Raw genomic sequence first — 26,213 nt, 5'->3', positions numbered from 1 at the left:
TGAGATCCTGGTGTCATGAAGGCCGACCGCCTGCTCTCGATCCTGCTCCTGCTCCAGACCCGCGGCCGGGTGCCCGCCACCGAACTGGCCGAACGGCTGGAGGTGTCCGTCCGCACCATCTACCGGGACGTCGAGTCGCTGTCCGCCGCCGGGGTGCCGGTGTTCACCGAACGCGGCCGGCACGGCGGCATCAACCTGCTGCCCGGCTACCGCACCGACGTCACCGGGCTGACCGCCGACGAGGCCCGGGCGCTGTTCGTGCTCTCCGCCCAGGGCGCACACAGCGACCTCGGGCTGGACGGCGCGCTCGGCTCGGCGCTGCGCAAGGTGATGGCGGCGCTGCCCGCCCCGCACCGCCCGGCCGCCGAGCGGGTCAGCGAGCGCATCCTGGTCGACCCGGCCCGCTGGATGCAGAACTCCCAGGCGGGCGCCGCGGCCGGGCCGGACCTGGGCGAGCTGCAGTACGCCGTGTTCGCCGACCGGCGGCTGCGGCTGCGCTACCGGCACAGCGGCACGCCCGCGCCGGTGGAGTACACCGTCGACCCGTACGGCCTGGTGAACAAGGCCGCGGTCTGGTACCTGGTGGCCGATCTGCACGGCGAACCGAGGCTGTTCCGGGTCGACCGGGTGCTGACCGCCGGGACCACGGAGGAGACGGTGCGCCGCCGGGCCGGGGTGGCGCTCGGCGAGGTGTGGGCGGTGCTGCGCGAGCAGGTCGAGCGGCTGCCGAAGGACGTACCGGTCCGGGTGCGGGTCCGGCGCGGGCGGCTGGACATGTTCCTGCGCATCCACGGCGGCCGGGTCACGGCGCAGCCGCCGGACCCGGGGGCCGGCCCGGCCGAGGAGTGGGTCGAGCTGGCGCTGGCCTTCCCGGCCGCGGCGGCCGTCCGCTCACTGCTGGCCTTCGGCGCGGACGTCGAGGTGCTGGCCCCGTCGGCCGCCCGGCGCGAGCTGGCCCGGGCGGCGGCGGAGGCCCTGCGGCTCTACCAGGACGAGGTGTCTCAGGAGTTGGGCTGAGCCCGGACCACGTCGCCGTAGTCCCCGAGGGAGATGGCCGCGAAGTTGTGCAGGCTGTCGGTGCCCTCGGTGAAGTAGCCGTTGTGGCCGGAGGCCCGGGCGGAGGAGATCTGCTCGGCGCCGAAGCCGCTGCCGGTCGGGTCGGCGCCGTGGCCGAGCTTGCCGACCTCCAGGAACGGGACGTTGCCGATCCAGTCGCTGGGGTTGCGGGTGGCCCACACGTGCACGCCGCCGCCGAGTTCGCCGGCGGACTGGACGCCCATGCCGGGGCTGCCGAACACCATCATGTCGGTGATGCCCGAGGTGTCGGACGGCGAGGCGGCCGCGCGCGGGATCTTCGGGCCGGCGGTGCCGCAGACCACCGAGCCGTAGGAGTGGCAGAGCAGCGCGGGGGGCGCGTCCGGCCGGGTGGTCTCCTTGAGGCCGGCCAGCAGGCGCTGCAGCCGGGGCGCGGCCACGTCGGCGAGCCGGGAGGTGGCCGCGTCCGGGCCGAGGCCGGAGGGGGTGACGTACCCGGTCCAGGCGATCACGGCGGTGCGGGTGCCCGGGGCCTGGCGCTGCTCCTCGGCGTACAGGGCGCGGGCCATGCCGGCGGCTCCGCGCAACGGCTCGGCCGCCTGGTCGAAGTGGCCGAGGTCGGCGTCCGAGCCGGGGACGATCACGGAGATCCGCTCGGCGTCGGCGAGGTCGCCCCAGACCTCGGTGACCAGGCCGCGGCCGCGCGGGTCGAAGGCGAGGACCTGCCGGCCGGGGGCGAGCAGGTGGTCGACGTCGTTGGCGCGGGAGACGGCCAGCGCGCGGGTGTCGGCGTCCAGCTTCCGGTCGGCCGCGCGGAGCCGGGCGGCGTCGCGCTCGTCGGCCAGGGCGATCCGGTTGGCGCGGTAGCGCAGGTCCAGCGGGGCGCCGTCGTAGTTGCCGACGACCAGCGGGTACTGCTTGATCAGCCGGTCCAGCTCGGTGGGGGCGAGCGAGGCGAAGAAGGCGGCGGCGTCGGCCGGGCTGGTGGTGGCCGGGTCGGGCAGGGAGCGGCCGAAGGAGTGGTCCTGCACCCAGGCGGCGCTGCCGGCCGGGGGCGTGGAGATCGCCAGCTGCTCGGAGGAGACCGCTGCCGCGGCCGCCGAGGCGCCGGCGTCGGCGAGCACGGCACAACCCGCGAACGCCCCGATCAGTACCCGCTTCCAGCGTCGACGCTTGCGCACCGCACCAACTCCCTCGGGCCCGTCACCGTTTCTCGGGCGGTGCCCGGAGGGTGCGATTGGACTGCTGAACTTCCCTGCGCAAGCGTAGAGGTCACGAGAGGGTGACGGACCCGCCTAAACTGTGGAATGGATCACATGAACCGCGCGTGTCCTGCCGGCGTCCCCGTGGGGTCCTCGGAGGGTGCTAGGCGGAGGGCCGGGCGTCGAATTCGCGGACCAGTCGCCGCGGGGCCGTCCGCCGCCAGGCCTCGGTGACCAGGTCGTGCAGCTCCTCCGGGTCGACCAGGTCCAGCCGGACGCTCACCCAGCCGTGCCGCCCGACGTACCGGGCGAAGGAGAACACCTCGGGCTCGGCGGCGATCAGCTCGGCCTGGTCCTCGTGCGAGGCCTTGACGGTGACGCTGTCGCCCTCGGGCGCGCCCATCGCGAAGACCTTGCCGCGGACCCGCAGGGTCTCGATGCCCCAGGTCGGCTGCTGGGCGGCCTCCGGCAGGGCCAGGGCCATCACGCGGAACTCGTCGAACGTCACCATGACGGCAGGTTAGAGCAGAGTGCCGACAGCGCGTCCTCGGTGCGGGCGGTGGCGCACCGGGGGCGCGGACCGGCTGGTCCGCGCCCCTCCCGTGCCGTGGTCGACGGCGTGCGTCACACCATCCCCAGCGCGTACGCCGCGAAGAGCGCCGCCGCGCCACCGGCCAGTGCCTTGCCGGCCCGGGAGAAGCCCGTCCAGGGGCCGTCGAAGCGCCGGGTGACCCACCCGATCGCCACCAGGGCGGCGCCGAACAGCGGCAGCAGGGCCAGTCGGGCGGCGACCCAGCCGAGCGAGTCCGGCGCGGTGGTCAGCCCGGGCAGGGCGCCGAGGCCGGCCGCACCGGGCACCGCCACCGCGAGCATCGCGCTCTGGTGCCAGCAGAAGATCGTCATCGCCGACAGGTTGACCACCACCACCGGCAGCCAGAGCAGCGGACGGCGGCTCAGCAGCCGGCCCAGCCGCTCCCGCAGCAGCACCGCGGCGCCGCACTGCACCGCCGCCAGGGCGAGCACCAGCAGGGACGGCGGGTGCGAGTTGGTCCGCTCGACGCCCGGCACGCCCACCATGCTGGCCGGGTAGTGGAACACGACCAGCAGCACCGCGAACAGCGCGCCGCCGCCGAGCAGCAGGGCCCGGGCCGCCGGACGGCCGAGCGTGCCCCGCGCCCACAGCACACCCAGCTGGTAGCCGAACATCCAGCCCGGCAGCAGGTTCAGCAGCCCGACCCAGGACGGCACCGCCTCGGCCCACGGCCCGTACCGCAGCAGGTCGACCGCCGCGACCGAGGCCACCAGCAGGCCCGCCGACCACAGGCCGAGCCGGCGCCCGAAGGCCAGGCAGAGCGGGGTGAGCGCGGTCAGCGCCAGGTACACCCCGATGTACCAGAGCGGCTGCACCACCAGCGTCGCGCCGGTGCGCAGGGTGTCGGCGGGCACGCCGAGCCGGGGCAGCAGCGGGATCATCAGCGCCCACACCGCCGTCACCCCGAGCACCGGCCGCAGCAGCCGGACGGTCCGGGCGCGCAGCCAACTGCCGTAGGTCAGGCCCTTCTCCCTGGACCGTTCCAGCGAACGGACCGAGGAGTGGCCGCCGACCAGGAAGAACACCCCGAGCATCTGGAGCACCCAGCTGACCGGGGCGAAGAAGCCGAGCGAGGAGAGCGGGCTGGCGTTGTGCAGGGCGCCGTCGGAGGAGAGGGTCAGGCCGCCGAGCATCCAGTGGCCGATGGGGACGGAGAGCAGGGCGAGGGCGCGCAGCCCGTCCAGGGCGCGGTCGCGGGTCGCGGGGGTCCTGGCGTCGACCTTCTCGGCGGCGCGGCGCAGGGTGGCGAGCGGGTGGGCCATGGCGGTGCTCCTTCCGGTGCGGGTGTCGGGGCGCAGAGCGGTTCGGGTGCCGGAGGGCGCTCAGCGCCCGAGGGCGACGGCGGCGTAGGCGGCGAGCGAGGCGGTGCCGGGGGTGAAGTAGCCGGTGTGGCCGTGGGATCCGGTGGAGGGCAGCGGGCGGGCGCCGAAGCCCGGGTCGGTCGGGTCGGCGCCGTGGCCGAGGCCGAACAGCCGGACGTTGGGCACGTTGCCGATCCAGTCGGAGCCGTTGCGGGTGGTGGCCCAGAGCGGGACGCCCGGGTCGAGGTCGGCGGCCGAGCCGACGCCCATGCCGGGCGAGCCGAGCACCACCAGGGCGGAGGCGAGGGCCGGGGTGGGGCGGGCCAGGCCGCAGACCACCGAGCCGTAGCTGTGGCAGAACACCGTGGGCGGCGCCTGCGGACGGGTGCTGACGGCGAGTCCGTCGAGCAGCCGGGTGAGGCGGGTGGCGCCGGCCCGGGCGAGGTCCTCGGTGGCGGCGTCGACACCGACGCCGACCGGGGTGGTGTAGCCGGCCCAGGCGATCACCGCCGTCCCGCCGTCGGTGGCCTGCCGCAGGGCGCGGGCCATACCGGCCGGGGTGCCGTACGGGTCGGTGGCGCGGTCGAAGGTCCGCAGGTCGATGTCCGAGCCGGGGACGATGACGGCGGTGCGGGCGGCGGTGGCGAGGTCGCCGAACACCTCGGCGACCTGACCGCGGCCGCGCGGGTCGAAGGCGAGGATCTGCCGGTCGCCGGCCAGCAGGGTGCGGTAGCGCTCGGCGCGGGTGCGGGCGGCCTGCTGGTCCTGCGGGGTGAGGGCGGGGTCGGTGGCCCGGGCGAGTTCCCGGGTGCGTTCGGCGGTGAGGGCCAGGGTGTTGGCGCGGTACCGGAGTCGGACCGGGGCGCCGTCCAGGTTGCCGACCACCAGGGGGTGCCGGGCGGCCAGGGTCTCCTGTTGCGCGGGCGTCAACCCGGCGAAGAAGGCGGCGACTTGGGCCGGTGTGCCGGAGGCCGGGTCGGGCAGGTGGAGGCCGAGCGCGGTGTCGGCGGTCCAGGCGGCGCTGCCGGGCGGCGGACCGGTGACGGCGGTCTGGGTGTCGGCGGCCCAGCCGCCCGCGCCGAGCACGGCCGCCAGTGCCACCGCGGTGGCGGCGATCGCCCGCCTGGTCCGGAACTTGCGCATGTCCCTGCCTTCCCTTGCCCGTTGGGCCGGCGACCGGATTCGGTTGCCGACGGGGAGGAAGGTAGGAACGCGACGGCCCCGCGGACGTCACACCGCGGGGCCAACTCCCGGGTGCTACCCGGGTATGAGGGGGATGTCCCCCCTTACTCGCCGGGGGTCACCAGCCCCGACTCGTACGCCAGCACCACGGCCTGGGCCCGGTCGCGCAGGTCGAGCTTGCCGAGAATGCGCCCGATGTGGGTCTTGACGGTCTGTTCGGCCAGCACCAGTCGGGCGGCGATCTCCTGGTTGGACAGGCCCCGGGCGATCAGCTCCAGGACCTCGGTCTCGCGCGGGGTCAGGCCGTTGAGGCGCAGCTTGGGGTCGCGGCGCCTGGCGGGCCGGTTGCGGGCGAAGTCCGCGATCAGCCGGCGGGTGACGGAGGGGGCGAGCAGCGCCTCGCCGGCCGCGACCACCCGGACCGCGGCGATCAGGTCGGCGGGCGGGGCGTCCTTGAGCAGGAAGCCGCTGGCCCCCGCGCGCAGCGCCTCGTACACGTAGTCGTCCACGTCGAAGGTGGTCAGCATCAGCACCTTGGGGCGGTGCGCACCCGGGACGGCGGGGTCGAGCAGCTTCCGGGCGGCTTCCAGGCCGTCCATGACGGGCATCCGGACGTCCATGAGCACCACGTCCGGGTGGGTGCGGCCGGTGACCTCCAGGGCCTGGGCGCCGTCCGCCGCGTCCCCCACCACGTCGATGTCGCTCTGGGCGTTGAGCAGGGCGGCGAAGCCGGCCCGCACCATGGCCTGGTCGTCGACGATGATCACGCGGATGGTCATGCGGGCTTCTCCAGAGGAAGGTCGAGGGGCAGGACGGCGGCCACCTTGAAGCCGCCGTCCGGCAGCGGGCCGGTGTCCAGCCTGCCATCGACCAGCCGGACGCGTTCCCGCATTCCGACCAGACCGTGACCGGTGCCCTCGACCGAGGCCTCCAGCGACTCGGTGCGCCGCGGCGGGGCGGCGTTGACGACGGTGAGCCGCAGTTCCGGGCCGTCCGCCGACAGCGACACCCAGGTCCGCGCGCCCGGGGCGTGCCGGACCACGTTGGCCAGCGCCTCCTGGACGATCCGGTACGCGGAGAGGCCGACGGCCTGCGGCACCCGTTCGGCCAGCCCCTCGTCCACGGTCAGCTCGGCGGGCACCCCGGCCCGCCCCACCGTCTCGACCAGCTGGGCGAGTTGGCCGACCCCCGGCTGCGGGGCGGTCTCCCCGGCGGACTCCTCGCTGCGCAGCACGCCGAGCAGCCGGCGCATCTCGGCCAGCGACTCGCGCGCGGTGCCGGCGATCGCGGTGAACTCCTCGGCGGCGGCGGCCGGGACGCCCTCGATCCGGTACGGCGCGCTGGCGGCCTGCACCGCGATCACCGACATGTGGTGGGCCACCACGTCGTGCAACTCCCGGGCGATCCGGGCGCGTTCCTCCAGCAGGGTGCGCCGCTCGCGCTCCACCTCGCTGATCTGCTCCTGCTCGGTGAGCAGCCGGCGGACCTCGGCGCGTTCCCGCAGGGCTCCGCCGAGCACCAGGACGGCGCCGGTCAGGGCGATCGCGAGGACGACGTTGTCGCCGGTGTAGTGGGAGCCCGTTCCGGCGACCGACAGGGCGATCCCGGTACCGGCGGTCACCAGCCAGACCGCGACCAGGGTGCGCCTCGGCTCGCGGAGGGAGAGCGGCACCATCAGGAACAGGTAGCCGACCAGGCTGGTGGGGATCCACGGCCAGGGGCCGCCGCCCCCGCTCCCGCTGGTGAGGACCAGCAGGGAGGCCAGCAGGTCGGTGGTTCCGATCATCCACCAGGCGGCCAGCGGCCGGCTCACGGCGAGCAGCAGCGGCGCGGTCTGCGCGACGGCCAGGGCGCCGGCGACCCCTTCGCCGAGCCCGTAGTCGTTGGTCATCACGTTGATCCCGCTGGGCAGCAGCGAGGCGATCGCGGCCACCGCGAGGACGTACGGGAGGTGGCGGAGCCACGGGCGGGGGGACTGGGCCAGCAGCGGGGTGTGGTCGGAGGACGGCCGGGCGAGCGTGCCGAGCAGGGCCCGCAGCGTGCCGACGGTGCCGGACCCGGCGGTCGACTTGATCATCCGGTCAGACTAGGGGCGCGGCGGCGGCCGGGCGTCCTACCGGGGACCGGGATCCGGCCTGGTACCCGGGTATGACCCGCGGGCTCAGGGCCGCCAGTGCCCGGCCAGGGCGGGGCCGAGCTGGTCGAAGTAGCGCTCGATCACCACGACCATGCCCTCGGGCCCGGCCGGTTCCTGTTCGGCGGTCCAGGACAGGTGGGCGGCGCGCAGCAGGCTGCCGAAGACGGCGGCGAGCACGACCGGGCGCAGGTCCCGGGCCGGGTCCAGCCCCTCGCGCTCGGCGAGCACCTGGCCGACCAGCCGCTCCTGCTCGGTGACCCGGCGCAGGTGGGCGGCGAGCAGCGCCGGCGTCTCCTCGATGATCCGCAGCAGTTCGAGGGCGCTGCTGATCGAGCCGGGGCCGGAGGTCCGGGCGTTCCCGAGGTCGCGCCAGGCCTTGACGATCGAGGCGCGCAGGGCCTGGAGCGGGGTCTCCTCGGCCGGGCGGTGGCGCAGGCAGTGGATGAAGTAGTCCTCGGCGTCGGCCATCACGGCGAGGGCGACCTCGTCCTTGTTGGCGAAGTACCGGAAGAAGGTGCGCTGGGAGACGTCGACGGCGGAGGCGATCTCGTCGACGGTCGTCCGGGCGAAGCCCTGCCCGAGGAAGAGCGTGTGGGCGGCCTGCACCAGGGCGTCCCGGGTCTGCTGCTTCTTGCGCTCCCGCAGGCCGGGGGCCCGGCCGAGGTCCTCCGGGGTACCGACGGGGTGGGGGGTGCGAGCGGCCATGGCGGGGGCCTTCCGGGGGCGCTGGGGCGGGGGGTGGGAGGACAACCTTAGCCGCCTGACAAATGTCAGTTCAGGTCAGAAGTCATTGTTTGCCGAATGTCAGCAGCTGACATAATCTGCCGGAGTGGCGCTCGTCGGCCGGGCACTCGTGGGGACGGGTGGGTCGTCGCGGCGCCACCGTCATGTCCGGTCTCTGTCACGGCCACCGGAGGGCCCAGATGAGTCAGTCCGTCGTCAAGAACTACGAGGCGGACGCACCGCCGCCGAATCCTTCGTCCGGGGGAGGGCTCAAGGGGCACCCCTGGCTCACCCTGCTGACCGTCGCGGTCGGCGTCATGATGGTCGCCCTGGACGGCACCATCGTCGCCATCGCCAACCCGGTGATCCAGGAGAAGCTGGGGGCCGCGCCCTCGGAGATCCAGTGGGTCACCAGCGGCTACCTGCTGGCGCTCGCCGTCTTCCTGATCACCGCGGGCAAGATCGGCGACCGCTTCGGCCACAAGAGCACCTTCCTGGTCGGCGCGGTCGGCTTCGCCGCCACCTCGGCCGCGATCGGCTTCGCGGGCAACATCCAGACCGTGATCGCCTTCCGGGTGCTCCAGGGCCTGTTCGGCGCGCTGCTCCAGCCGGCCGCGCTCGGTCTGCTGCGCGGGGCCTTCCCGGCCGAGCGGCTCAACATGGCGATCGGCATCTGGGGCGGCGTGATCGGCGCCTCCACCGCGGCCGGTCCGATCGTCGGCGGCCTGCTCGTCGAGCACGTCAGCTGGGAGTCGGTGTTCTTCATCAACATCCCGGTCGGCCTGATCGCGCTCGCCCTCGGCCTGTGGATCCTGCGCGACGTGCGGGCCGAGAACGCCGTCAGGTCCTTCGACCTGCCGGGCATCGGACTGCTCTCGGTCGGGATGTTCGCCCTGGTCTTCGGCATCATCAAGGCCCCCGAGTGGGGCTGGGGCGACGGGCGGACGCTGCTGTTCCTGGGCGGCGCCGTGGCGCTGATGGTGCTCTTCGCGCTCTGGCAGGGCCGGGCGAAGGAGCCGCTGATCCCGCTCAGCCTGTTCCGCTCGGTGCCGCTGTCGGCGGGCGTGCTGCTGATGGTGCTGATGGCCTTCGCGTTCTTCGGCGCGATCTTCTTCGTGACCTTCTACCTGCAGAACGTGCACGGGATGAAGCCGGTCGACGCCGGCGTCCACCTGCTGCCGATGACCGGCATGATGATCGTCGGCTCGCCGCTGGCCGGCATCGCGATCGGCAAGCTCGGCCCGCGCATCCCGATCATGGCCGGGATGCTGATCACCACCGCCGCGATGTTCGGCATGTCCACCCTGGACACCGGCTCGGGCACCGGCGTGATGTCGCTCTGGTTCGTCCTGATGGGCCTCGGCATCAGCCCGGTCATGGTCGGCGCCACCGAGGTCATCGTCGGCAACGCCCCGCTGGAGCTGTCCGGCGTGGCCGGCGGCCTCCAGCAGGCCGCGATGCAGGTCGGCGGCAGCCTCGGCACCGCCGTGCTGGGCGCCCTGATGGCCGCCAAGGTCGGCGACGTGCTGCCGGGCAACTGGGCGAAGGCGGGCCTGCCGCCGGTCGCCGACCCGCAGCAGGCCGAACTGCTCAAGCAGGGCGCCCAGCTGGGCATCGCCCCGCCCGCCCAGCCCGGCATGCCGCAGCAGGTGGTGGACGCGATGGCCGGCGCCGTGCACCAGTCCTTCGTCAGCGGCATGTCGCTGGCCTTCGCGGTCGCCGCCGTGGTGGCCTTCGCCGCCGCCCTGCTCGCCCTGCTGACCCGCCGCGGCGAGACCGACGCGGGCCCGGCCGTGCACATCTGATCCGCCCCGGCGGAGGAAGCCGAAAGGGCCGGACCCCGTGGGGTCCGGCCCTTTCAGGCGTCAGCGGGTGATCAGGCGTCGCCGCCGGCGGCACCCGGGTCGGCCGCGGCCACGTCCAGCAGCTGGTAGCGGTCGATCGCGTCCTTCAGCGCCGAGCGCTCCACCTTGCCCTGCTTGGCGAGCTCGGTGAGCACCCCCAGCACGATCGACTGGGCGTCGATGTGGAAGAAGCGACGGGCCGCGCCACGGGTGTCGGCGAAGCCGAAGCCGTCGGCGCCCAGCGACTGGTACTGGCCCGGCACCCAGCGGGCGATCTGGTCCGGAACCGCGCGCATCCAGTCGGACACCGCGACGACCGGGCCCTCGGCGCCCTGGAGCTTCTGGGTGACGTACGGCACGCGCTGCTGCTCCTCGGGGTGCAGCAGGTTGAACTCCTCGGCCTCCACCGCGTCGCGGCGCAGCTCGTTCCAGGAGGTCGCGGACCAGACGTCGGCCTTGACGTTCCACTCCTCGGCGAGGATGCGCTGGGCCTCCAGGGCCCACGGCACGGCCACGCCGGAGGCGAGGATCTGGGCCGGGATCTGGCCGGCGGTGCCCGGCGCGTACTTGTGCAGACCCTTGAGGATGCCCTCGACGTCCACGTTCTCGGGCTCGGCCGGCATCTTGATCGGCTCGTTGTAGACGGTGAGGTAGTAGAACACGTCCTCGCCGTGCGGGTGCTCGGCCGTGGAGCCGTACATCCGGCGCAGACCGTCCTGGACGATGTGCGCGATCTCGAAGCCGTACGCCGGGTCGTACGCGACGACGCCGGGGTTGGTGGAGGCCAGCAGGTGCGAGTGGCCGTCGGCGTGCTGCAGGCCCTCACCGGTCAGGGTGGTGCGACCGGCGGTGGCGCCGAGCACGAAGCCGCGGGCCAGCTGGTCGGCCATCTGCCAGAACTGGTCACCGGTGCGCTGGAACCCGAACATCGAGTAGAAGACGTACACCGGGATCAGCGGCTCGCCGTGGGTCGCGTAGGACGAACCGGCGGCGATCAGCGAGGCGGTGCAGCCGGCCTCGGAGATGCCGTCGTGCAGCATCTGGCCGGTCGGCGACTCCTTGTAGGCCAGCAGCAGGTCGCGGTCGACCGACTCGTAGGTCTGGCCCATCGGGTTGTAGATCTTGGCCGACGGGAACAGCGAGTCCATGCCGAAGGTGCGGTACTCGTCCGGGGCGATCGGCACGAAGCGGTTGCCGATGCCCTTGTCCCGCATGAGGTCCTTGAGCAGCCGGACGAACGCCATGGTGGTGGCGATGGTCTGGTTGCCGGAACCCTTCTTGACCGCCTTGTAGGCGTCGTCGCCGGGCAGCGTCAGCTGGCGCGGACGCACCTTGCGGGTCGGCACGAAGCCGCCGAGGCCCTGGCGGCGGTCGTGCATGTACTGGATCTCTTCCGAGTTCCGGCCCGGGTGGTAGTAGGGCGGGTAGCCCTCGTCCAGCTGCTTGTCGGTGATCGGCAGGTGCAGCCGGTCGCGGAAGCGCTTCAGGTCGTCGACCGTCAGCTTCTTCATCTGGTGCGTGGCGTTGCGGCCCTCGAAGTTGGGGCCCAGCGTCCAGCCCTTGACCGTCTGGGCCAGGATGACCGTCGGCTGGCCCTTGTGCTCACGGGCCGCCTTGAACGCCGCGTAGATCTTCTTGTGGTCGTGGCCGCCGCGACCCAGGTGCTGGATCTGCTGGTCGGTCATGTTCTCGACCATGGCGCGCAGGCGCAGGTCGCCGCCGAAGAAGTGCTCGCGGATGTAGTCGCCGGTCTCGGTGGCGTAGGTCTGGAACTGGCCGTCCGGCGTGGTGTTCATCTTGTTCACCAGGACGCCGTCGCGGTCCTGCGCGAGCAGCGGGTCCCAGCTGCGGTCCCAGATGAGCTTGATCACGTTCCAGCCGGCGCCCCGGAACTGGGACTCCAGCTCCTGGATGATCTTTCCGTTGCCGCGGACCGGGCCGTCGAGGCGCTGCAGGTTGCAGTTGACCACGAAGGTCAGGTTGTCCAGGCCCTCGCGGGCGGCCAGCGAGAGCTGGCCCAGCGACTCGGGCTCGTCCATCTCGCCGTCGCCGAGGAAGGCGTAGACGTGCGAGTCGGAGGTGTCCTTGATGCCCCGGTGCTCCAGGTAGCGGTTCATCCGGGCCTGGTAGATCGCGCCGAGCGGGCCGAGGCCCATCGAGACGGTCGGGAACTCCCAGAAGTCCGGCATCAGCCGCGGGTGCGGGTAGCTGGACAGGCCGTACGGGGCCTTCGACTTCTCCTGGCGGAACGCGTCGAGCTGCTGCTCGGTGAGTCGGTCCAGCAGGAAGGCGCGGGCGTAGATGCCGGGGGAGGCGTGGCCCTGGAAGAAGACCTGGTCGCCGGACTCGCCCTCGGCGTCCTTGCCGCGGAAGAAGTAGTTGAAGCCCACGTCGTACAGCGACGCGGAGGAGGCGAAGGTGGCGATGTGGCCACCGACGCCGATGCCCGGGCGCTGCGCCCGGGAGACCATCACGGCCGCGTTCCAGCGGGTCGCGTTGAGGATCTTGCGCTCGATCTCCTCGTTGCCGGGGAAGAACGGCTCGTCCTTGGTCGCGATGGTGTTGACGTAGTCCGTGCTGCGCATCTCGGGCACGGCGACACGCTTCTCGCGGGCGCGCTCGATCAGCCGCAGCATCAGGTAACGGGCACGCTCACGCCCCCGCTCGTCGATGGCCGCATCGAGCGACTCCAGCCATTCCGCGGTCTCCTCGGGATCGAAGTCCGGGACCTGACTCGGAAGGCCGCCAATGATGATCGGGTTGCGATCGGATCCGGAAGCCACGCTGTTCCTTCACTGTCGGTCGAAACTGAGGTGTGTCGCGCCGCCTCCATCGTGCTACCGCGCTCGGAGATCCGTCATCTCTACCGATCGGTAACCGTTCCGCCTGGTGGGCGGAGCGGCTTGGTGGCGCGCGTCGCGGGCGTCTTCGTCCGCTCCGAACACCCCCGGGTGTTACGAAAAGAGGTGGTCCGACCTGGTGTCCCCGCCACCCGATGGCGGGTGGCCGGGGTGAGGGCCAACAGGAGACTCTACGCCCGCGCACGTGCGGACCCCGAATGCCGTTCGCATCTCGGGCACACGTACGGCCTGTGGGCCGGGACCACCCGAAGCATCCTTGTCCCATGCAGAGAAGGGCAAATCGGTGTGATTCCCGACACGTCGACCGGCGTGTCCCGCGCTGACACGTCAACCTTTGGAGGGGATCGGCGGTCGGGTACTTGCGCGAACCGCCGCGCCCGTGTGGACTACGGCCACAGCCTCGGCATGGACGCCGAGCCGAATACTGGAGGTTATTCCCGTGAGCGCGACCGCGGACCCCGCGGACAAGTCCAACCCGGCGACCCGTCTCGGCTTCGAAGAGGGCCAGATCGTCCAGGAGCTGGGGTACGACGACGACACTGACCAGGATCTCCGCGAGGGCATCGAGGAGATCACCGGGACGGATCTCGTCGACGAGGACTACGACGACGTCGCTGACGCCGTCCTGCTGTGGCACCGCGACGACGACGGGGACCTCACCGACGCCCTCGTCGACGCCCTGGAGTACCTGGCCGAGGGCGGTCTGATCTGGCTGCTGACGCCCAAGACCGGGCGGGACGGCCACATCGAGGCCTCCGACATCGCGGACGCGGCGAAGACCGCGGGCCTCTCGCAGACCAGCTCGATCGCGATCGCCAAGGACTGGGCGGCGACCCGCTTGGCGACCAAGTCGGCGACGAAGCAGCCCAAGCGCTGAGCGGGTCCCCGAGCCCCGCGCCGGGCCCCGCCGGAGATCTCCTCCGGCGGGGCCCGGCGCATTTCCCGGGGCGTTCCGCGGCGCACCTCTCCGGGGCGGTGCGGCACGGATCCGGTACCTCCCGGGCCCGCTCGTGCGTTCGCTCAGGGCGGAAGGAACGGCCCGCCCGGCGGAGCGGGTCATCCGTTCGGCCCAACGCGGGTGAACGGATGCGAGGATGGCGGCGGCCGTGCCCGCCGCGCGGCCCGGTCGCGTCAGAAAGGTCCCGCTCATGGCCATCGAGGTCGGCACCCCGGCTCCGGACTTCGAACTCCGCACCCAGCACGGCGAGACGGTCCGGCTGGCCGACTTCCGCGGCCGCAAGCACGTCGTCCTGGTCTTCTACCCCTTCGCCTTCACCGGCGTGTGCACCGGTGAGCTGGGCGCGATCCAGCGCGAGCTGGCCGGGCTGCAGAACGACGACGTCCAGGTGCTCGGCGTCTCCTGCGACTCGCAGTTCGGCCAGCGGGTGTTCGCCGACCGGGAGGGCCTGGAGTTCCCGCTGCTGGCCGACTTCTGGCCGCACGGCGCGGTCGCCCGGGCGTACGGCGTCCTGGACGAGGAGAAGGGCTGCCCGCTGCGCGGCACCTTCGTGATCGACAAGGCCGGCACGGTGCGCTGGAGCGTCGTGAACGGGCTCCCGGAGGCCCGGGACGAGCAGGAGTACCTGAAGGTCCTGGCCGGCCTCTGAGGCGCGCGGGACCGCCCCGCGGGGCCGGCGCGACGCGTCCGCGTCGCCCGTTCGGGCGTACGTGCGGGAACCCGGTACTACGCTCGGGCCGTTGGCGGAGTGGGGCGTACGTCCGTTTTCGGCGGTCGGCGCCCCCGAACCGCACCACCGGGGGCACCGGCCGGTGCCTCCCGATTCTTGGAGGACACGTGGGAGTCAGCCTCAGCAAGGGCGGAAACGTCTCGCTCACCAAGGAGGCCCCCGGGCTCCAGGCCGTCGTGGTCGGCCTGGGCTGGGACGTCCGGACCACCACCGGGACGGACTTCGACCTGGATGCCAGCGCGCTGCTCTGCAACGAGCAGGGCAAGGTCGGTTCGGACGGCAACTTCGTCTTCTTCAACAACCTGAAGAGCCCGGACGGCTCCGTGGAGCACACCGGTGACAACCGGACGGGTGAGGGCGAGGGCGACGACGAGGCGATCAAGGTCAACCTGGCCGGCGTCCCGGCGGACGTGCAGAAGATCGTCTTCCCGGTGTCGATCTACGACGCCGAGAACCGGGGCCAGAACTTCGGCCAGGTGCGCAACGCGTTCATCCGGGTGGTGAACCAGGAGAACAACGCGGAGCTCGCGCGCTACGACCTGTCCGAGGACGCCTCCACCGAGACCGCGATGGTCTTCGGCGAGCTGTACCGCAACGGCGCCGAGTGGAAGTTCCGCGCCATCGGCCAGGGTTACGCCTCCGGCCTGCGCGGCATCGCCCAGGACTTCGGCGTCAACGTCTGATTCCTCCTGCGGCGCAAGGGTTCTGCGCCGGATTCCCCGGGGCGGCCCCGGACCTCTCGCGGTCCGGGGCCGCCCCGGCTTCGTCGGGGTCCGCCGCGCTGCGAGGATGTGAGTTCAGGAAGTTCAGCCGGCCGAAGCGGGCCGGCCGGGGCCGCGGGGGACTACACCTGTAAGGCGCCCCGGGAGAAGCAAGGGAGGAAGAACAGCATGGTGGTCACGCTCGCCAAGGGCGGGAACGTCTCGCTCACCAAGGCCGCGCCGAACCTGACGCAGGTCCAGATCGGTCTCGGCTGGTCCGCCCGTTCGACCACGGGCGCACCGTTCGACCTCGACGCGAGTGCCCTGATCTGTGGTGGCGGGCGGGTGCTCGGCGACGAGTACTTCGTCTTCTACAACAACCTCAAGAGCCCCGAGGGCTCGGTGGAGCACCAGGGCGACAATCTCGTGGGCGGCGACGACACGGGTGACGACGAGCTGGTCCTGGTCAACCTGGAGCTGGTCCCGGCCCAGGCGGACAAGGTGGTCTTCGCGGTCTCGATCTACGAGGCCGAGGCCCGGCTGCAGAACTTCGGTCAGGTCCGCAACGCCTACATCCGGGTCGTCAACTCCGTCGACGGCCAGGAGATCGCGCGCTACGACCTGTCCGAGGACGCGTCCAGCGAGACCGCGATGATCTTCGGCGAGCTGTACCGGTACGCGGGCGAGTGGAAGTTCCGCGCGGTGGGCCAGGGCTACGCCTCCGGCCTGCGCGGAATCGCTCTCGACTTCGGCGTCAACGTACAGTGAGGGCGTAAATCGGACTTATCGCACCCGATCAACGGTCAACGATCAACGATCACGATCATGAGAACTGAGGGCAGTGCGGGGGTGACCTGACCGGGCCCGGCCCGGTCGGGCGCCTCGGGACCGGGCCGCCCCCGGCACGGCCAGAACCCGAAAGGTAGCCAACTCCCGTGTTCCTCCGCACATTCGGCTGGTCATTCGCGATCACCGCAGTAGGCCTGATCGCGGCCGGACTGCTCTGGGGAGCCCAAGGCTTCGGCATCGTGCTGATCCTCTCCATCCTGGAGATCTCCCTGTCCTTCGACAACGCGGTGGTCAACGCCACGGTGTTGAAGCGGATGAACCCGTACTGGCAGAAGATCTTCCTGACGGTCGGTGTGCTGATCGCCGTCTTCGGGATGCGGCTGGTCTTCCCGCTGCTGGTCGTGGGCCTCACCGCGAAGCTCAACCCGGCGACGGTCATCGACCTCGCCCTGCACTCGGACAAGACCCACAACGGCCTGACCTACGGTCAGTACCTGGAGGCGGCCAACCCGGCCATCGCGGCCTTCGGTGGCGTCTTCCTGCTCATGATCTTCCTGGACTTCGTGTTCGAGGAGAAGGAGCACAACTGGCTGGGCTGGCTGGAGCGCCCGCTGGAGAAGGTCGGCAAGCTGGACGCCCTCTCCATCGTCGTCGCCCTGATCGCGCTGGTGCTCGCCTCGCGCTTCTTCGCGGCGGAGCACGCTGAAACCGTTCTGCTGGCCGGTGTGCTCGGCCTGATCACCTACCTCGTGGTCGGCGGCCTCTCCTCGATCTTCGAATCGGGTCTGGAGGAGGAGGCCGAGCGCGAGGAGGAGGCGGAGAAGTCCGGCAAGTCGGTCGTCCAGGTGGCCGGCAAGGCCGCCTTCTTCCTGTTCCTCTACCTGGAAGTGCTGGACGCCTCGTTCTCCTTCGACGGCGTCGTCGGCGCCTTCGCGATCTCCAGCGACATCTTCCAGATCACCCTGGGCCTCGGCATCGGCGCGATGTACATCCGCTCGCTGACCGTCTTCCTGGTCCGCAAGGGCACCCTGGACGACTACGTCTACCTGGAGCACGGCGCCCACTACGCGATCGGCGCGCTCGCGGTGATCCTGCTGGTCGGGATCAAGTACCACATCCCGGAGATCGTCACCGGGCTGATCGGCGTCGCCTTCATCGGGCTGGCCCTGGCCTCCTCGATGGTGCGCAACCGGCGCGAGGCCGCGACGGAGGAGAAGGAACTGGTCGGCAGCGGGCAGTAGTTCGCGAAAGGTTTCGGTTTCGGCACAGCGCGACGGCCGCCCCCGGGAATCCCGGTGGCGGCCGTCGCGCTTCGTTCCCGCGGTGCCGGGTCAGCCCAGCTGCTGCTCGATCGCGCGCAGCTTGCGCTCCAGCGAGTCCAGCTTCGGCATCGACAGGGTGTCGTCGTCGGCCGTCAGGTCGATCGTCGAGCGGAGGGAGGACGAGGACGAGGACGAGCTGCCGGTCAGGGCGCTGCTGCTCGTCGAGGAGGAGAAGGAGTAGGACGAACCGACGGCGGCGCGGGGCCGGCCGGCGTCCAGGGCGGTCGGCTCCAGCGGGCTCGCCGAGGCGGACGAGCTGCGCGTGGTCATCGGGGCGAACGGGTCCTGCGCGGTCGGGGTGGCGTGGTCGCTCCCGGCGGCTAGGGCAGGCTCCGTAGCGCTCGGGCCGTCTCCGGCCGCCGTGAGCGCGGGCACCTGACGCCCGCCGCGGGCCCGGGCGAGCATGCCGCCCTGGCGGGAGATGGCCTTCAGCTCGGCCCGCTCGCGGCGGTCGGCGGAACGGGCGCGCACCTTGGCGTCCAGCTTCGCCTGGCGCTCCTCGCGCACCTCCTCCACCGCCTCGTCCAGGCTGCGGACGTTCTCCAGCAGCATCAGCGACCAGGCCGCGTAGGTCTCGCGCGGGGCGCGCAGCCAGCGGACGATGCGGATCTGCGGCAGCGGACGCGGCACCAGGCCCTGCTCGCGCAGCGCGGCCTTGCGGGTCTGCTTCAGCGCCCGGTCGAACAGGATCGCGGCCGAGATCGACATGCCGGAGAAGAACTGGGGGGCGCCGGCGTGGCCCAGGCCGCGCGGGGCGTGCACCCAGTTGAACCAGGCCGAGGCGATCGCGAACACCCAGACCAGCAGGCGGGAACCGAGCGCGGCGTCGCCGTGGCTGGCCTCGCGGACGGCGAGCACCGAGCAGAACATCGCGGCGCCGTCCAGGCCGAACGGGACGAGGTACTCCCAGCCGTTGGACAGGCCGAGGTTCTCGATGCCGAAGCCCACCAGGCCGTGGAACGACAGCGCGGCCGCGACGCCGGCGCAGCAGAACAACAGGGTGTACGAGGAGATGCCGTAGATCATCTCCTTGCGGCGGCGACGGTCCTCGCTGCGCTCCCAGGAGTCGGTGGACTCGTCCTTCTTCGAGCTCTTGAATCGCAGCGTCGCCAACAGGACGGCGACGAACAGCAGGGCTGCGCCGCCGATGACGGTCCAGACCAGCTGTATGGAGGTCAGGTTCATTGCGGGTCGGGCCTCGGGTTTCCGCAGGGGACAGGTTCACGGTGCGACACAGGCGATCAAGGCCCGCCGTGCGGGCAGTGCCTGACGGTTCGTTCGTCGCCGCACGGTGTGCCCACCGCGCCCGCGCAGGGGCGGACGGGACACCTGTGCGGCTAGACGATATCGCGTCCGAAGGGGCGGCATGTTACGGGAGGGCGGCTTCCCCGGGCCAATCGACCCACCGGTTCGCGTCACGGATGGGCGTGAACGGCCGGACGGGGTAGGGAAAGGGGGAGTTCGGTATCCGTCGGCCGGGTCGATGCCCGATCATGGACCGGCGGAGCGCCGAGCGGGTCACCGAGCGGAGCGCCGGGTGGACCGCCGAGCGGATCGGCCGGCCGGAGCGGCCGGAGCGTCGGTGCGTCAGATCGTCTGACGATGGCAGGGGGAGAGGACTGGATGGTCTCGATCTGGGAGTACCTGCGCGGGGACAGGAGCTACACCTTCGACAATCCGGGCGCCCAGCACAAGGTCACGCTCACCAAGTCGGCGCCGCAGCACGCGCTCACCGGCTCGGCCGCCACCACCGGCTACCTCTACGTCAACCTGCACTGGACCATGCGCTCGGGCGCGACCCGGCCGAGCACCCGGGAGACCGTCAAACGCTTCTTCAGCCCGCGCATCCTGAGCCCGCTGGAGCCGGACTCACCTGGCGGCAACGAGCCGCTGAACGTCGACCTCGACCTGGCCTGCATGTACGAACTCTCCGACGGCACCCGGGGCGTGGTGCAGCCGCTCGGCGAACTCTTCGGCGACCTGCGGGAACCGCCGTACATCAAGCTCAGCGGTGACGACCAGTACGGGGCGCCGTCCGGCGAGACGATGTACGTCAACCTGGAGAAGAAGGAGAAGTTCAAGCGGCTGCTGATCTTCGTCTACATCTACGACGGCACCCCGGCCTTCGAACAGACCCACGCGGTGATAACGATCGTCCCGCAGAGCGGGCCGCGGATCGAGATCAAGCTGGACGAGCGGGCCCGGGCGGCGCGCTCCTGTGCGGTGGTGCTGATCGAGAACGCCGGGGACAACCAGCTGATGGTGCGCCGGGAGGTGCGCTACGTCAACGGGTTCCAGGCGGACATCGACCGGTTGTACGGCTTCGGGATGCAGTGGCAGCGCGGGTACAAGGGGCAGCAGCCGACGCGCGGGGACTGAGCTCCGGCGGGGCCGCGGTGGTGCTGCGGCGGCCCCGCGGTGCTCCGGCGGGCGGGTCCGGCGGGCGGGTGCGCGGCCGGGGCGGCTCAGTGGGGTTGGAACTGCGGGCCCTGCGGGGGCAGGGCGAACTCCTCGCCGGCCGGGGCCTGGGCCGGTGCCGGGGGCTGCGGCGGGACGGGCGGCTGCTGGCCGGTGCCGGGCTGCTGCTGGTGCGGGTAGCCGTAGCTGCCGGGGTGCTGCTGCGAGGGGATGGGCGGGTTCGGCTGGGGGTAGCCGTAGCCGGTGCCCGGCTGGGGCTGGGGCGGGTACGGCTGGTTGGGCTGGGGGTAGCCGTAACCGGCCGCGGGCGGCGGCTGCTGCGGGTAGCCGTACCCCGTACCGGGCTGCTGCTGGGGGTAGCCGTAGCCACCGGGCTGGGCGCCCGGGTGGGTCGTCGGTGGTGCGGGCGGGGCCGGGGGCACGTTCGGGGGCACGGTGGGCGGGGCCACCGGCGGAGGCGTCATGGCCGGCGGGGCCGTGGGCGGCGGCGGAGGGGTCGGCGGTGCGGCGGGCGGCGGGGTCGCCGGGCCGTTCGCGGCAGCGGCGTGGGCGTTGGTCGGGGCCGGGGCGCTGGTGGGCTGCGCCGGGGGCTGGGGGTGGGGGACGGCCGGGCTCAGGGTGAAGGTGCCGGGCTCGGGCCGAGCCTCGGGCCGGGCCTCGGAGCGGGGGTCGGGGTGTGGGGTGGCGCGCGGGTCGACGGCACCGGTCGGGTTGGCGGTGGACGCGGGCGCCGGGGTGGGCGCCGCCGTGGCCTCCTCCGCCGCGTCGTCGACGGTGATGCCGAAGTCGGTGGCCAGACCGATCAGGCCGGAGGTGTAGCCCTGGCCGATCGCCCGGAGCTTCCAGCTGCCGTTGCGCCGGTAGAGCTCGGCCGCGACGAGGGCGGTGACGCTCTCGGCGTCCTCGATCGCGAACTCGGCGAGCGGCACCGCGCCCTCACCGGTCGCGGCGTCGAACAGCAGCAGCCGCAGTCCGGGGACGGCGCGGAACGGCCCGCCCTCGGAGGAGCCGGCCAGCACCACCCGGTCCACCTCGACGGGCAGCTTGGCGAGTTCGACCTCGACCGTGTCGATGATCTCGGCGCCGCCGGAGGTGTGCTGCTTGGGCAGGTGGCGCACCAGCCCGGAGGGGTGCCGCGGCTGGTTGTAGAAGACGAAGTCGGCGTCCGAACGGACCTTGCCGTTGGCGCCGAGCAGCAGCGCGGACGCGTCCACGTCCGGCGCACCGGGCGTGGCGCTCCAGCGCAGCACGGCGCGGACCGCCGCCGCCGGCAGTGCGATGTTGGCGCCCTTGGCCATCACGTGCGTCATAGCGGACCATCCTGCCTGTTCGCCACCGCTTCGGACAACGTGACCGGGAGTGCCCGCACGGGGCCGGACTTTGCCAAGACTTGCGTTTGGCCGAGGTTTGCCGGGTGGCGGCGCCGCGATCGTCGGATGATCCTCCCCGCGGACGTCGAGGGCGCCGGATGTTCCGGGAGTTCAGTGCCCCGGCGCCGGGAACGGCCGGAATCCGTCCGTACGATGGGCGTTCGAACAGGCCCCCGTGGGGTCGGCGGGAGGGAGTCCGCCGGCAGTGCGTCCAGGTGAAACCGCGGGCCGGAGGCCGTCCACCCCCGAGGAGAGCACCTTGCGCCATTTCGGCCACCTCGCTGACGACGTCCGCGCCCGGCTGTTCCTGGAGCAGCCGCGGACCTTCACCGCGCAGAGCGAGCCCGCGGTGCTCGCCACCGCCCTCGGCGGCACCCTCTACAGCCCCGCCACCAGGCCCGCGCTGGCCGCCGACATCCGCAAACAGGCTGCTCGGGGCGTGGTTTCGATGGTGCTCTGCCTGGAGGACGCGATCGCCGACCACGAGGTGGACGCGGGCGAGCGGAACCTGGTCGAGCAGATCACCGACCTGGTCAATGATTTCACCGACTGTACACAGGATCATCCACTTCTCTTCATCAGGGTTCGCACCGCCGAGCAGATCCTCGACCTGGCCGAACGGCTCGGCCCGGCCGTCGGGCTGCTGAGCGGCTTCGTGCTGCCCAAGTTCACGGCCGAGGACGGCGGCGCCTACCTGACCGCCCTCGCCGCCGCCGAGGCCGCCACCGGGCGGCGGCTGTTCGCCATGCCCGTCCTGGAATCGCCCGAACTCGCCCACCTGGAGACCAGGCGCGAGCAGCTCTTCGGCATCGCCGAACTGCTCGCCGCCCACCGCGACCGGGTGCTCGCCGTCCGGCTCGGCGTCACCGACCTGTGCTCCGCCTACGGGCTGCGGCGCTCGCCCGACCTCACCGCGTACGACGTGGCGCTGGTCGCGGCGGCGATCGGGGACGTGGTCAACGTGCTCGGGCGGGCGGACGGCACCGGGTACACCGTGACCGGACCGGTCTGGGAGTACTTCCCGGTGCAGGAGCGGATGTTCAAGCCGCAACTGCGCCGCACCCCGTTCGCGGAGAGTGCGGGGACGGCCCGGGCCTCCGGGGAGGAGGTTCGCCGTCGGATCATCGAGCACGACCTGGACGGGCTCATCCGTGAGGTCGAACTCGACCGCACCAACGGCCTGTTGGGCAAGACCTGCATCCATCCCAGCCACGTCCCCGCGGTGCACGCGCTCTCGGTGGTCACGCACGAGGAGTACTGCGACGCCCGCGACATCCTCCAGCAGGAGCAGGGCGGCGGCGGGGTACTGCGCTCGGCGTACACGAACAAGATGAACGAGGCCCGGCCGCACCGCGCCTGGGCGGAGCGGGTGCTGCTGCGGGCGGAGGTTTTCGGGGTGGCCCGCGAGGACGTGAGCTTCGCGGAGCTGCTGTCGGCCTGCCTGTGCGGCTGACAGCCGGCCGTTGGGCGTGAGCCGGTCAGCGGGCCTGAGCCGGCCGTCGGGCGTGAGCCGGCCGTCGGGCGTGAGCCGGTCGGCGGCGTCGCGTCAGCACCAGCGGACGAGCAGCCGCGGACGAACGGCGGTGAACGAGTGGCTGCGAAGGAACGGCAGCGAACGAGTACCAGTGAACGAGCACCATCGAAGGCGGGACCGGAAGTGACGGCAGCAGAACAGCAGGGCGTGCGGCGCGACGTGCGGCGCGGCGAGTGGACCGGACGCTGGGTCGCCGAGCGGGCCGGGGTGGCGCTGACCGGATCGGAGCGGCTGCCCGAACTCGTCGGCCTGGCCCTGCGCTCCGGCAACCCCAAGCGCGCCCACCTGCTGGTCTCCAGCGTGCTCGGCAAGCACGTCCCGCAGCGGCCCGCCGTGGTGCACGGCGCCGGGCTCGAACTCGGCCGCCGGGTCCGCGTGCTGCTCGGCGAGGAGGCGGCCGGGCGGGCCGTCGTACTCGGCTACGCGGAGACGGCCACCGGTCTGGGCCACAGCGTCGCCGACGGCCTCGACGCGCCCTACCTGCACTCCACCCGCCGCCCCGTCCCCGGGATCCCCCCGTTCGGCGGCTTCGAGGAGGAGCACTCGCACGCCACCGAGCACCTGCTGCTCCCCACCGATCCCGAACTGCTCGGCGGCGAAGGCCCGTTGGTTCTGGTGGACGACGAGCTGTCGACCGGCCGGACGGTCCTCAACACCATTCGCGAACTGCACGGCCGCCACCCGCGCGACCACTACGTGGTGGTCGCCCTGGTCGACCTGCGCCCGGACGGGGACCGGCACCGGCTCGCCGCGGCCGCCGCCGAACTCGGCGCCCGGCTGGACGTGGTGGCCACCGCGACCGGTGGCGTCGACCTGCCCGAGGACATCGTGGCGCGGGCCGAGCGGCTGATCGCCGCCGTGCCCCCGGCTGCCGCGCCCCCGGCCGTCGACCCGGCCCCGCTGGTCCGGGTCGAGCTGGACTGGCCCGCCGGGCTGCCGGACGGCGGCCGGCACGGCTTCACCCCCCGTGACCGCGAGCGGCTGGATGCCGTACTGCCCTCGCTGGCCGGGCAGTTGGCGTCCGCCTTGGCGGGGGCCTCGGTTGCGGGCGGCGCGGAGCCTTCGTCCGGTGTGCCGGAGCGGGTGCTGGTGCTCGGCTTCGAGGAGCTGATGTACGCGCCGCTGCGGCTCGCCGAGGCGCTCGCCCAGCGGCTCGGCGGCGACCGCGTCCGGTACTCCACCACCACCCGCTCGCCCGTCCTCGCCGTGGACGACCCCGGCTACGCCATCCGTACCCGGTTGGTCTTCCCCGCCCACGACGACCCGCAGGACGGCGGCTCGCGCGAGCGCTACGTCTACAACGTCGCCCCCGGCGTCAACGGGGCCCGCCGCTTCGACGCCGTGGTGCTGGTGGTGGACGACGTGGCCGACACCCCGGCCCTGCACCAGGGGGAGTACGCGCTGCTGCGCCAGCTGCGGCAGGTCACCGACCGGGTGGTCCTCGCGGTGCTGCCCTCGCACCGGCCGGCCCCGTCGCCGACCCCGTCGCCGGCCCAGTCGCCGGCTCCGTCGTCGGCCCCGCCCACTCCGGTGCCCGCTCCGCTGCCCGAGCCGTTGTACGGTCCGGCGTTCTCCTCGTACCGCCCGGAGGAGGTGGCCTGGCTGCTCAAGGACCTCTCCGGCGTCCGGCTGGAGGCCCCCACCGAGGAGCGCGAGGAGGCCGTCCAGAACGGCGGCGCGCACTACGCCGAGTCGCTGCCGGTCGAGTACCGGCCCAGTCCCGAGTACCAGGAGCTGTTCCACCAGGCGCTGCGCGGCTCCGCCCGCCGGATCGCGCTCGCCGTCGGCACCGTCGCCGAGACGCTGCTGCGCGAGCGCGGGCCCGGACTGGTGCTGGCCTCGCTGGCCCGGGCCGGGACGCCCGTCGGCATCCTGGTCCGCCGCTGGCTGGCCTTCGCTCACGGCCTGGACGTACCGCACTACGCGGTGTCGATCGTCCGCGGCCGGGGCGTCGACCGGGTCGCCCTGCGCTACCTGGCGGCCCACCACCGGGCGGCGGACGTGGTGTTCGTCGACGGCTGGACCGGCAAGGGCGCGATCACCCGCGAACTCGCCGACGCGCTGGCCGGCACCGGCTTCGACCCGGACCTCGCGGTGCTCGCCGACCCCGGCCGCTGCGTGCGCACGTACGGCACCCGGGACGACTTCCTGATCCCCTCCGCCTGCCTCAACTCCACGGTGTCCGGGCTGGTTTCGCGCACCGTGCTGCGCACCGGGCTGATCGGGCCGGACGACTTCCACGGTGCCAAGCATTACGCCGAACTGGCCGGCGGCGACGTGTCGGAGGCCTTCCTGGCCACGGTGGCCGCCTGCTTCGGCGAGGTGCGCGCGGAGGCGGTCGAGAGCGCCGAGCGGCTGGCCGCCGACCCGGACCGCACCCCCGACTGGGCCGGCTGGGCCGCCGTCGAGCGGATCAGCGCCGAGTACGGAATCGAAGACGTCAACCTGGTGAAGCCCGGGGTCGGCGAGACCACCCGGGTGCTGCTGCGCCGCGTCCCCTGGCGGGTGCTGGCCCGGCGCGGCGCCGGCGCCGACCTCGACCACGTGCGCCTTCTCGCCGCGCAGCGCAACGTCCCGGTCGAGGAGGTGGACGGGCTGCCGTACAGCTGTGTGGGCCTCATCCACCCCCGCTACAGTCGGGGCGCGACGGGGGCCAGCGGGCTGGCCGTGCGGGGGAGGGAGTCCTGATGAGCGGTGCGCTGGTGGCCAGCGATCTCGACCGTACGCTGATCTACTCCGAGCGGGCGCTGGCGCTGGACGGCCCCGACCGGGAGGCGCCGCGGCTGCTCTGCGTCGAGGTGCTGGACGGGCGGCCGCTGTCCTACCTGACCGAGCGGGCGGCCGCGCTGCTGGCTGAACTGGGCCGCACGGCCGACTTCGTGCCCGCCACCACCAGGACCGTCGAGCAGTACCGGCGGGTCAACCTGCCCGGCCCGCGCCCGGCTTACGCGATCTGCGCGAACGGCGGGCAGCTGCTGGTGGACGGCGAGCCGGACCGGGAATGGCGCCGCGAGATCACCGGCCGGATCGCGGCCGGCTCGGCGCCGACGGAGGAGGTGGTCCGGCAGCTCGCGCTCCGCGCCGACCCGGAGTGGACCCGCAAACGGCGGGTCGCCGACGAGCTGTTCGTCTACCTGGTCGTCGAGCGTGACCGGCTGCCCGAGGGATGGCTGGCCGAGCTGACCGGCTGGTGCGCCGAACGCGGCTGGCGGGTCTCGCTGCAGGGCCGCAAGGTGTACGCCGTGCCGCAGCCGCTGTGCAAGAGCGCGGCGTTGGCCGAGGTCGTCCGCCGCAGCGGCGCGGGCACCGTGCTGGCGGCGGGGGACTCGCTGCTGGACGCCGAGCTGCTGCTCGCCGCCGACGCCGGGTGGCGGCCCGGGCACGGCGAACTGGCCGACCAGAGGTGGACGGCCCCCGGCGTCACCGCCCTCGCGGAGGTGGGGGTGGCGGCGGGGGAGGAGATCGTCCGTCGGTTCCTGTCGGCGGTTCCTGCCGGCGGTGGCTGAGGCGGTGG

The 26,213-nt window shown here is 72.8% G+C and carries 21 protein-coding genes; 11 read left to right on the top strand and 10 right to left on the bottom strand.

All coding sequences use genetic code 11. The annotated features are described in order from the left end of the window. Window positions 1-15: 15 nt before the first annotated feature. Window positions 16-1,017, top strand: a complete 1,002-nt coding sequence (locus ACZ6Z8_RS07435; RefSeq protein WP_465607210.1) for a helix-turn-helix transcriptional regulator — start codon at window positions 16-18, stop codon at window positions 1,015-1,017. Here ACZ6Z8_RS07435 and ACZ6Z8_RS07430 read toward each other — a convergent pair. The 7 genes from ACZ6Z8_RS07430 to ACZ6Z8_RS07400 form a co-directional block, all read right to left on the bottom strand. After that, window positions 1,002-2,216: an alpha/beta hydrolase gene (locus ACZ6Z8_RS07430; protein ID WP_465607208.1), complete on the bottom strand. Its 1,215-nt coding sequence runs from the start codon at window positions 2,214-2,216 to the stop codon at window positions 1,002-1,004. The two genes, ACZ6Z8_RS07435 and ACZ6Z8_RS07430, sit on opposite strands and share 16 nt — an antisense overlap. 184 nt (window positions 2,217-2,400) lie before the next feature. Then, window positions 2,401-2,748: an MmcQ/YjbR family DNA-binding protein gene (locus tag ACZ6Z8_RS07425; RefSeq protein WP_465607207.1), complete on the bottom strand. Its 348-nt coding sequence runs from the start codon at window positions 2,746-2,748 to the stop codon at window positions 2,401-2,403. 113 nt (window positions 2,749-2,861) lie between these two features. Beyond that, complete coding sequence (locus ACZ6Z8_RS07420; protein WP_465607205.1) at window positions 2,862-4,091, bottom strand: acyltransferase family protein; 1,230 nt, start codon at window positions 4,089-4,091, stop codon at window positions 2,862-2,864. Window positions 4,092-4,151: 60 nt separating this feature from the next. After that, window positions 4,152-5,273, bottom strand: coding sequence for an alpha/beta hydrolase (locus tag ACZ6Z8_RS07415; RefSeq protein ID WP_465607203.1), 1,122 nt, complete (start codon window positions 5,271-5,273; stop codon window positions 4,152-4,154). 143 nt (window positions 5,274-5,416) lie between these two features. After that, window positions 5,417-6,091, bottom strand: a complete 675-nt coding sequence (locus ACZ6Z8_RS07410) for a response regulator (RefSeq protein WP_465607201.1) — start codon at window positions 6,089-6,091, stop codon at window positions 5,417-5,419. Beyond that, entirely contained in the window at window positions 6,088-7,389 is a 1,302-nt protein-coding gene (locus ACZ6Z8_RS07405) for a sensor histidine kinase (protein WP_465607200.1), read from the bottom strand. Before ACZ6Z8_RS07405 ends, ACZ6Z8_RS07410 begins: the two co-directional genes overlap by 4 nt. An 84-nt stretch (window positions 7,390-7,473) precedes the next feature. After that, entirely contained in the window at window positions 7,474-8,154 is a 681-nt protein-coding gene (locus ACZ6Z8_RS07400; RefSeq protein ID WP_465607198.1) for a TetR/AcrR family transcriptional regulator, read from the bottom strand. Between the two features lie 218 nt (window positions 8,155-8,372). On the opposite strand from ACZ6Z8_RS07400, the gene ACZ6Z8_RS07395 reads away from it, so the two are divergent. Continuing rightward, the gene (locus ACZ6Z8_RS07395; protein WP_465607196.1) at window positions 8,373-9,977 is read left to right on the top strand and encodes an MFS transporter; all 1,605 of its coding nucleotides are present in this window, start codon (window positions 8,373-8,375) and stop codon (window positions 9,975-9,977) included. Window positions 9,978-10,048: 71 nt separating this feature from the next. Here the strand turns inward: ACZ6Z8_RS07395 and aceE are convergent, their stop codons facing one another. Continuing rightward, window positions 10,049-12,799 (bottom strand): pyruvate dehydrogenase (acetyl-transferring), homodimeric type, encoded by a 2,751-nt coding sequence (gene aceE, locus ACZ6Z8_RS07390; protein WP_465607194.1) that lies wholly within the window; start codon window positions 12,797-12,799, stop codon window positions 10,049-10,051. 517 nt (window positions 12,800-13,316) lie between these two features. Here aceE and ACZ6Z8_RS07385 point away from each other — a divergent pair. From ACZ6Z8_RS07385 to ACZ6Z8_RS07365, 5 genes are all read left to right on the top strand, one after another. Next, a complete protein-coding gene (locus ACZ6Z8_RS07385) occupies window positions 13,317-13,754 on the top strand; it encodes a DUF3052 domain-containing protein (RefSeq protein ID WP_465607192.1) in 438 nt (145 codons plus the stop codon). A gap of 271 nt (window positions 13,755-14,025) precedes the next feature. Further along, window positions 14,026-14,484, top strand: a complete 459-nt coding sequence (locus ACZ6Z8_RS07380; protein ID WP_465607190.1) for a peroxiredoxin — start codon at window positions 14,026-14,028, stop codon at window positions 14,482-14,484. Between the two features lie 188 nt (window positions 14,485-14,672). Then, window positions 14,673-15,248 (top strand): TerD family protein, encoded by a 576-nt coding sequence (locus ACZ6Z8_RS07375; RefSeq protein ID WP_402815989.1) that lies wholly within the window; start codon window positions 14,673-14,675, stop codon window positions 15,246-15,248. A 207-nt stretch (window positions 15,249-15,455) separates the two neighbouring features. Then, a complete protein-coding gene (locus ACZ6Z8_RS07370; protein ID WP_396236129.1) occupies window positions 15,456-16,034 on the top strand; it encodes a TerD family protein in 579 nt (192 codons plus the stop codon). 167 nt (window positions 16,035-16,201) lie between these two features. Continuing rightward, a complete protein-coding gene (locus ACZ6Z8_RS07365) occupies window positions 16,202-17,296 on the top strand; it encodes a DUF475 domain-containing protein (protein WP_465607189.1) in 1,095 nt (364 codons plus the stop codon). A gap of 90 nt (window positions 17,297-17,386) precedes the next feature. Here ACZ6Z8_RS07365 and ACZ6Z8_RS07360 read toward each other — a convergent pair whose 3' ends face one another. Next, window positions 17,387-18,562: a DUF2637 domain-containing protein gene (locus ACZ6Z8_RS07360; RefSeq protein WP_465607187.1), complete on the bottom strand. Its 1,176-nt coding sequence runs from the start codon at window positions 18,560-18,562 to the stop codon at window positions 17,387-17,389. Window positions 18,563-18,979: 417 nt separating this feature from the next. Here ACZ6Z8_RS07360 and ACZ6Z8_RS07355 point away from each other — a divergent pair, with 417 nt between their 5' ends. Then, window positions 18,980-19,756 (top strand): Tellurium resistance, encoded by a 777-nt coding sequence (locus tag ACZ6Z8_RS07355; protein WP_465607185.1) that lies wholly within the window; start codon window positions 18,980-18,982, stop codon window positions 19,754-19,756. Window positions 19,757-19,842: 86 nt separating this feature from the next. Here the strand turns inward: ACZ6Z8_RS07355 and ACZ6Z8_RS07350 are convergent, their stop codons facing one another. Then, a complete protein-coding gene (locus ACZ6Z8_RS07350) occupies window positions 19,843-21,105 on the bottom strand; it encodes a TerD family protein (protein ID WP_465607183.1) in 1,263 nt (420 codons plus the stop codon). Between the two features lie 319 nt (window positions 21,106-21,424). Between ACZ6Z8_RS07350 and ACZ6Z8_RS07345 the strand changes: the two genes are divergently transcribed. From ACZ6Z8_RS07345 to ACZ6Z8_RS07335, 3 genes are all read left to right on the top strand, one after another. Further along, on the top strand, window positions 21,425-22,618 hold the full coding sequence (locus tag ACZ6Z8_RS07345) for an HpcH/HpaI aldolase/citrate lyase family protein (RefSeq protein WP_465607181.1): 1,194 nt from the start codon (window positions 21,425-21,427) through the stop codon (window positions 22,616-22,618). A gap of 204 nt (window positions 22,619-22,822) precedes the next feature. After that, window positions 22,823-25,387, top strand: a complete 2,565-nt coding sequence (locus ACZ6Z8_RS07340; RefSeq protein ID WP_465607180.1) for a phosphoribosyltransferase — start codon at window positions 22,823-22,825, stop codon at window positions 25,385-25,387. Then, on the top strand, window positions 25,387-26,205 hold the full coding sequence (locus tag ACZ6Z8_RS07335; protein ID WP_465607178.1) for an HAD family hydrolase: 819 nt from the start codon (window positions 25,387-25,389) through the stop codon (window positions 26,203-26,205). The genes ACZ6Z8_RS07340 and ACZ6Z8_RS07335 overlap by 1 nt, the downstream gene beginning before the upstream one ends. Window positions 26,206-26,213: the final 8 nt, after the last annotated feature.

It is taken from the genome of Kitasatospora sp. NPDC101108, assembly GCF_055584725.1.
Note: the sequence above shows the minus strand (reverse complement) of the source record. Positions and strands in the feature narration are given on the sequence as shown.

Bases quoted from the DNA above. Each gene is read 5' to 3' on its own strand.
- ACZ6Z8_RS07355 (WP_465607185.1), top strand. From the start codon at position 18,980: ATGGCAGGGGGAGAGGACTGGATGGTCTCGATCTGGGAGTACCTGCGC.
- ACZ6Z8_RS07380 (WP_465607190.1), top strand. From the start codon at position 14,026: ATGGCCATCGAGGTCGGCACCCCGGCTCCGGACTTCGAACTCCGCACC.
- ACZ6Z8_RS07335 (WP_465607178.1), top strand. From the start codon at position 25,387: ATGAGCGGTGCGCTGGTGGCCAGCGATCTCGACCGTACGCTGATCTAC.
- ACZ6Z8_RS07405 (WP_465607200.1), bottom strand. From the start codon at position 7,389: ATGATCAAGTCGACCGCCGGGTCCGGCACCGTCGGCACGCTGCGGGCC.
- ACZ6Z8_RS07370 (WP_396236129.1), top strand. From the start codon at position 15,456: ATGGTGGTCACGCTCGCCAAGGGCGGGAACGTCTCGCTCACCAAGGCC.
- ACZ6Z8_RS07360 (WP_465607187.1), bottom strand. From the start codon at position 18,562: ATGAACCTGACCTCCATACAGCTGGTCTGGACCGTCATCGGCGGCGCA.
- ACZ6Z8_RS07400 (WP_465607198.1), bottom strand. From the start codon at position 8,154: ATGGCCGCTCGCACCCCCCACCCCGTCGGTACCCCGGAGGACCTCGGC.
- ACZ6Z8_RS07415 (WP_465607203.1), bottom strand. From the start codon at position 5,273: ATGCGCAAGTTCCGGACCAGGCGGGCGATCGCCGCCACCGCGGTGGCA.
- ACZ6Z8_RS07435 (WP_465607210.1), top strand. From the start codon at position 16: ATGAAGGCCGACCGCCTGCTCTCGATCCTGCTCCTGCTCCAGACCCGC.
- ACZ6Z8_RS07395 (WP_465607196.1), top strand. From the start codon at position 8,373: ATGAGTCAGTCCGTCGTCAAGAACTACGAGGCGGACGCACCGCCGCCG.
- ACZ6Z8_RS07350 (WP_465607183.1), bottom strand. From the start codon at position 21,105: ATGACGCACGTGATGGCCAAGGGCGCCAACATCGCACTGCCGGCGGCG.
- ACZ6Z8_RS07425 (WP_465607207.1), bottom strand. From the start codon at position 2,748: ATGGTGACGTTCGACGAGTTCCGCGTGATGGCCCTGGCCCTGCCGGAG.
- ACZ6Z8_RS07420 (WP_465607205.1), bottom strand. From the start codon at position 4,091: ATGGCCCACCCGCTCGCCACCCTGCGCCGCGCCGCCGAGAAGGTCGAC.
- ACZ6Z8_RS07410 (WP_465607201.1), bottom strand. From the start codon at position 6,091: ATGACCATCCGCGTGATCATCGTCGACGACCAGGCCATGGTGCGGGCC.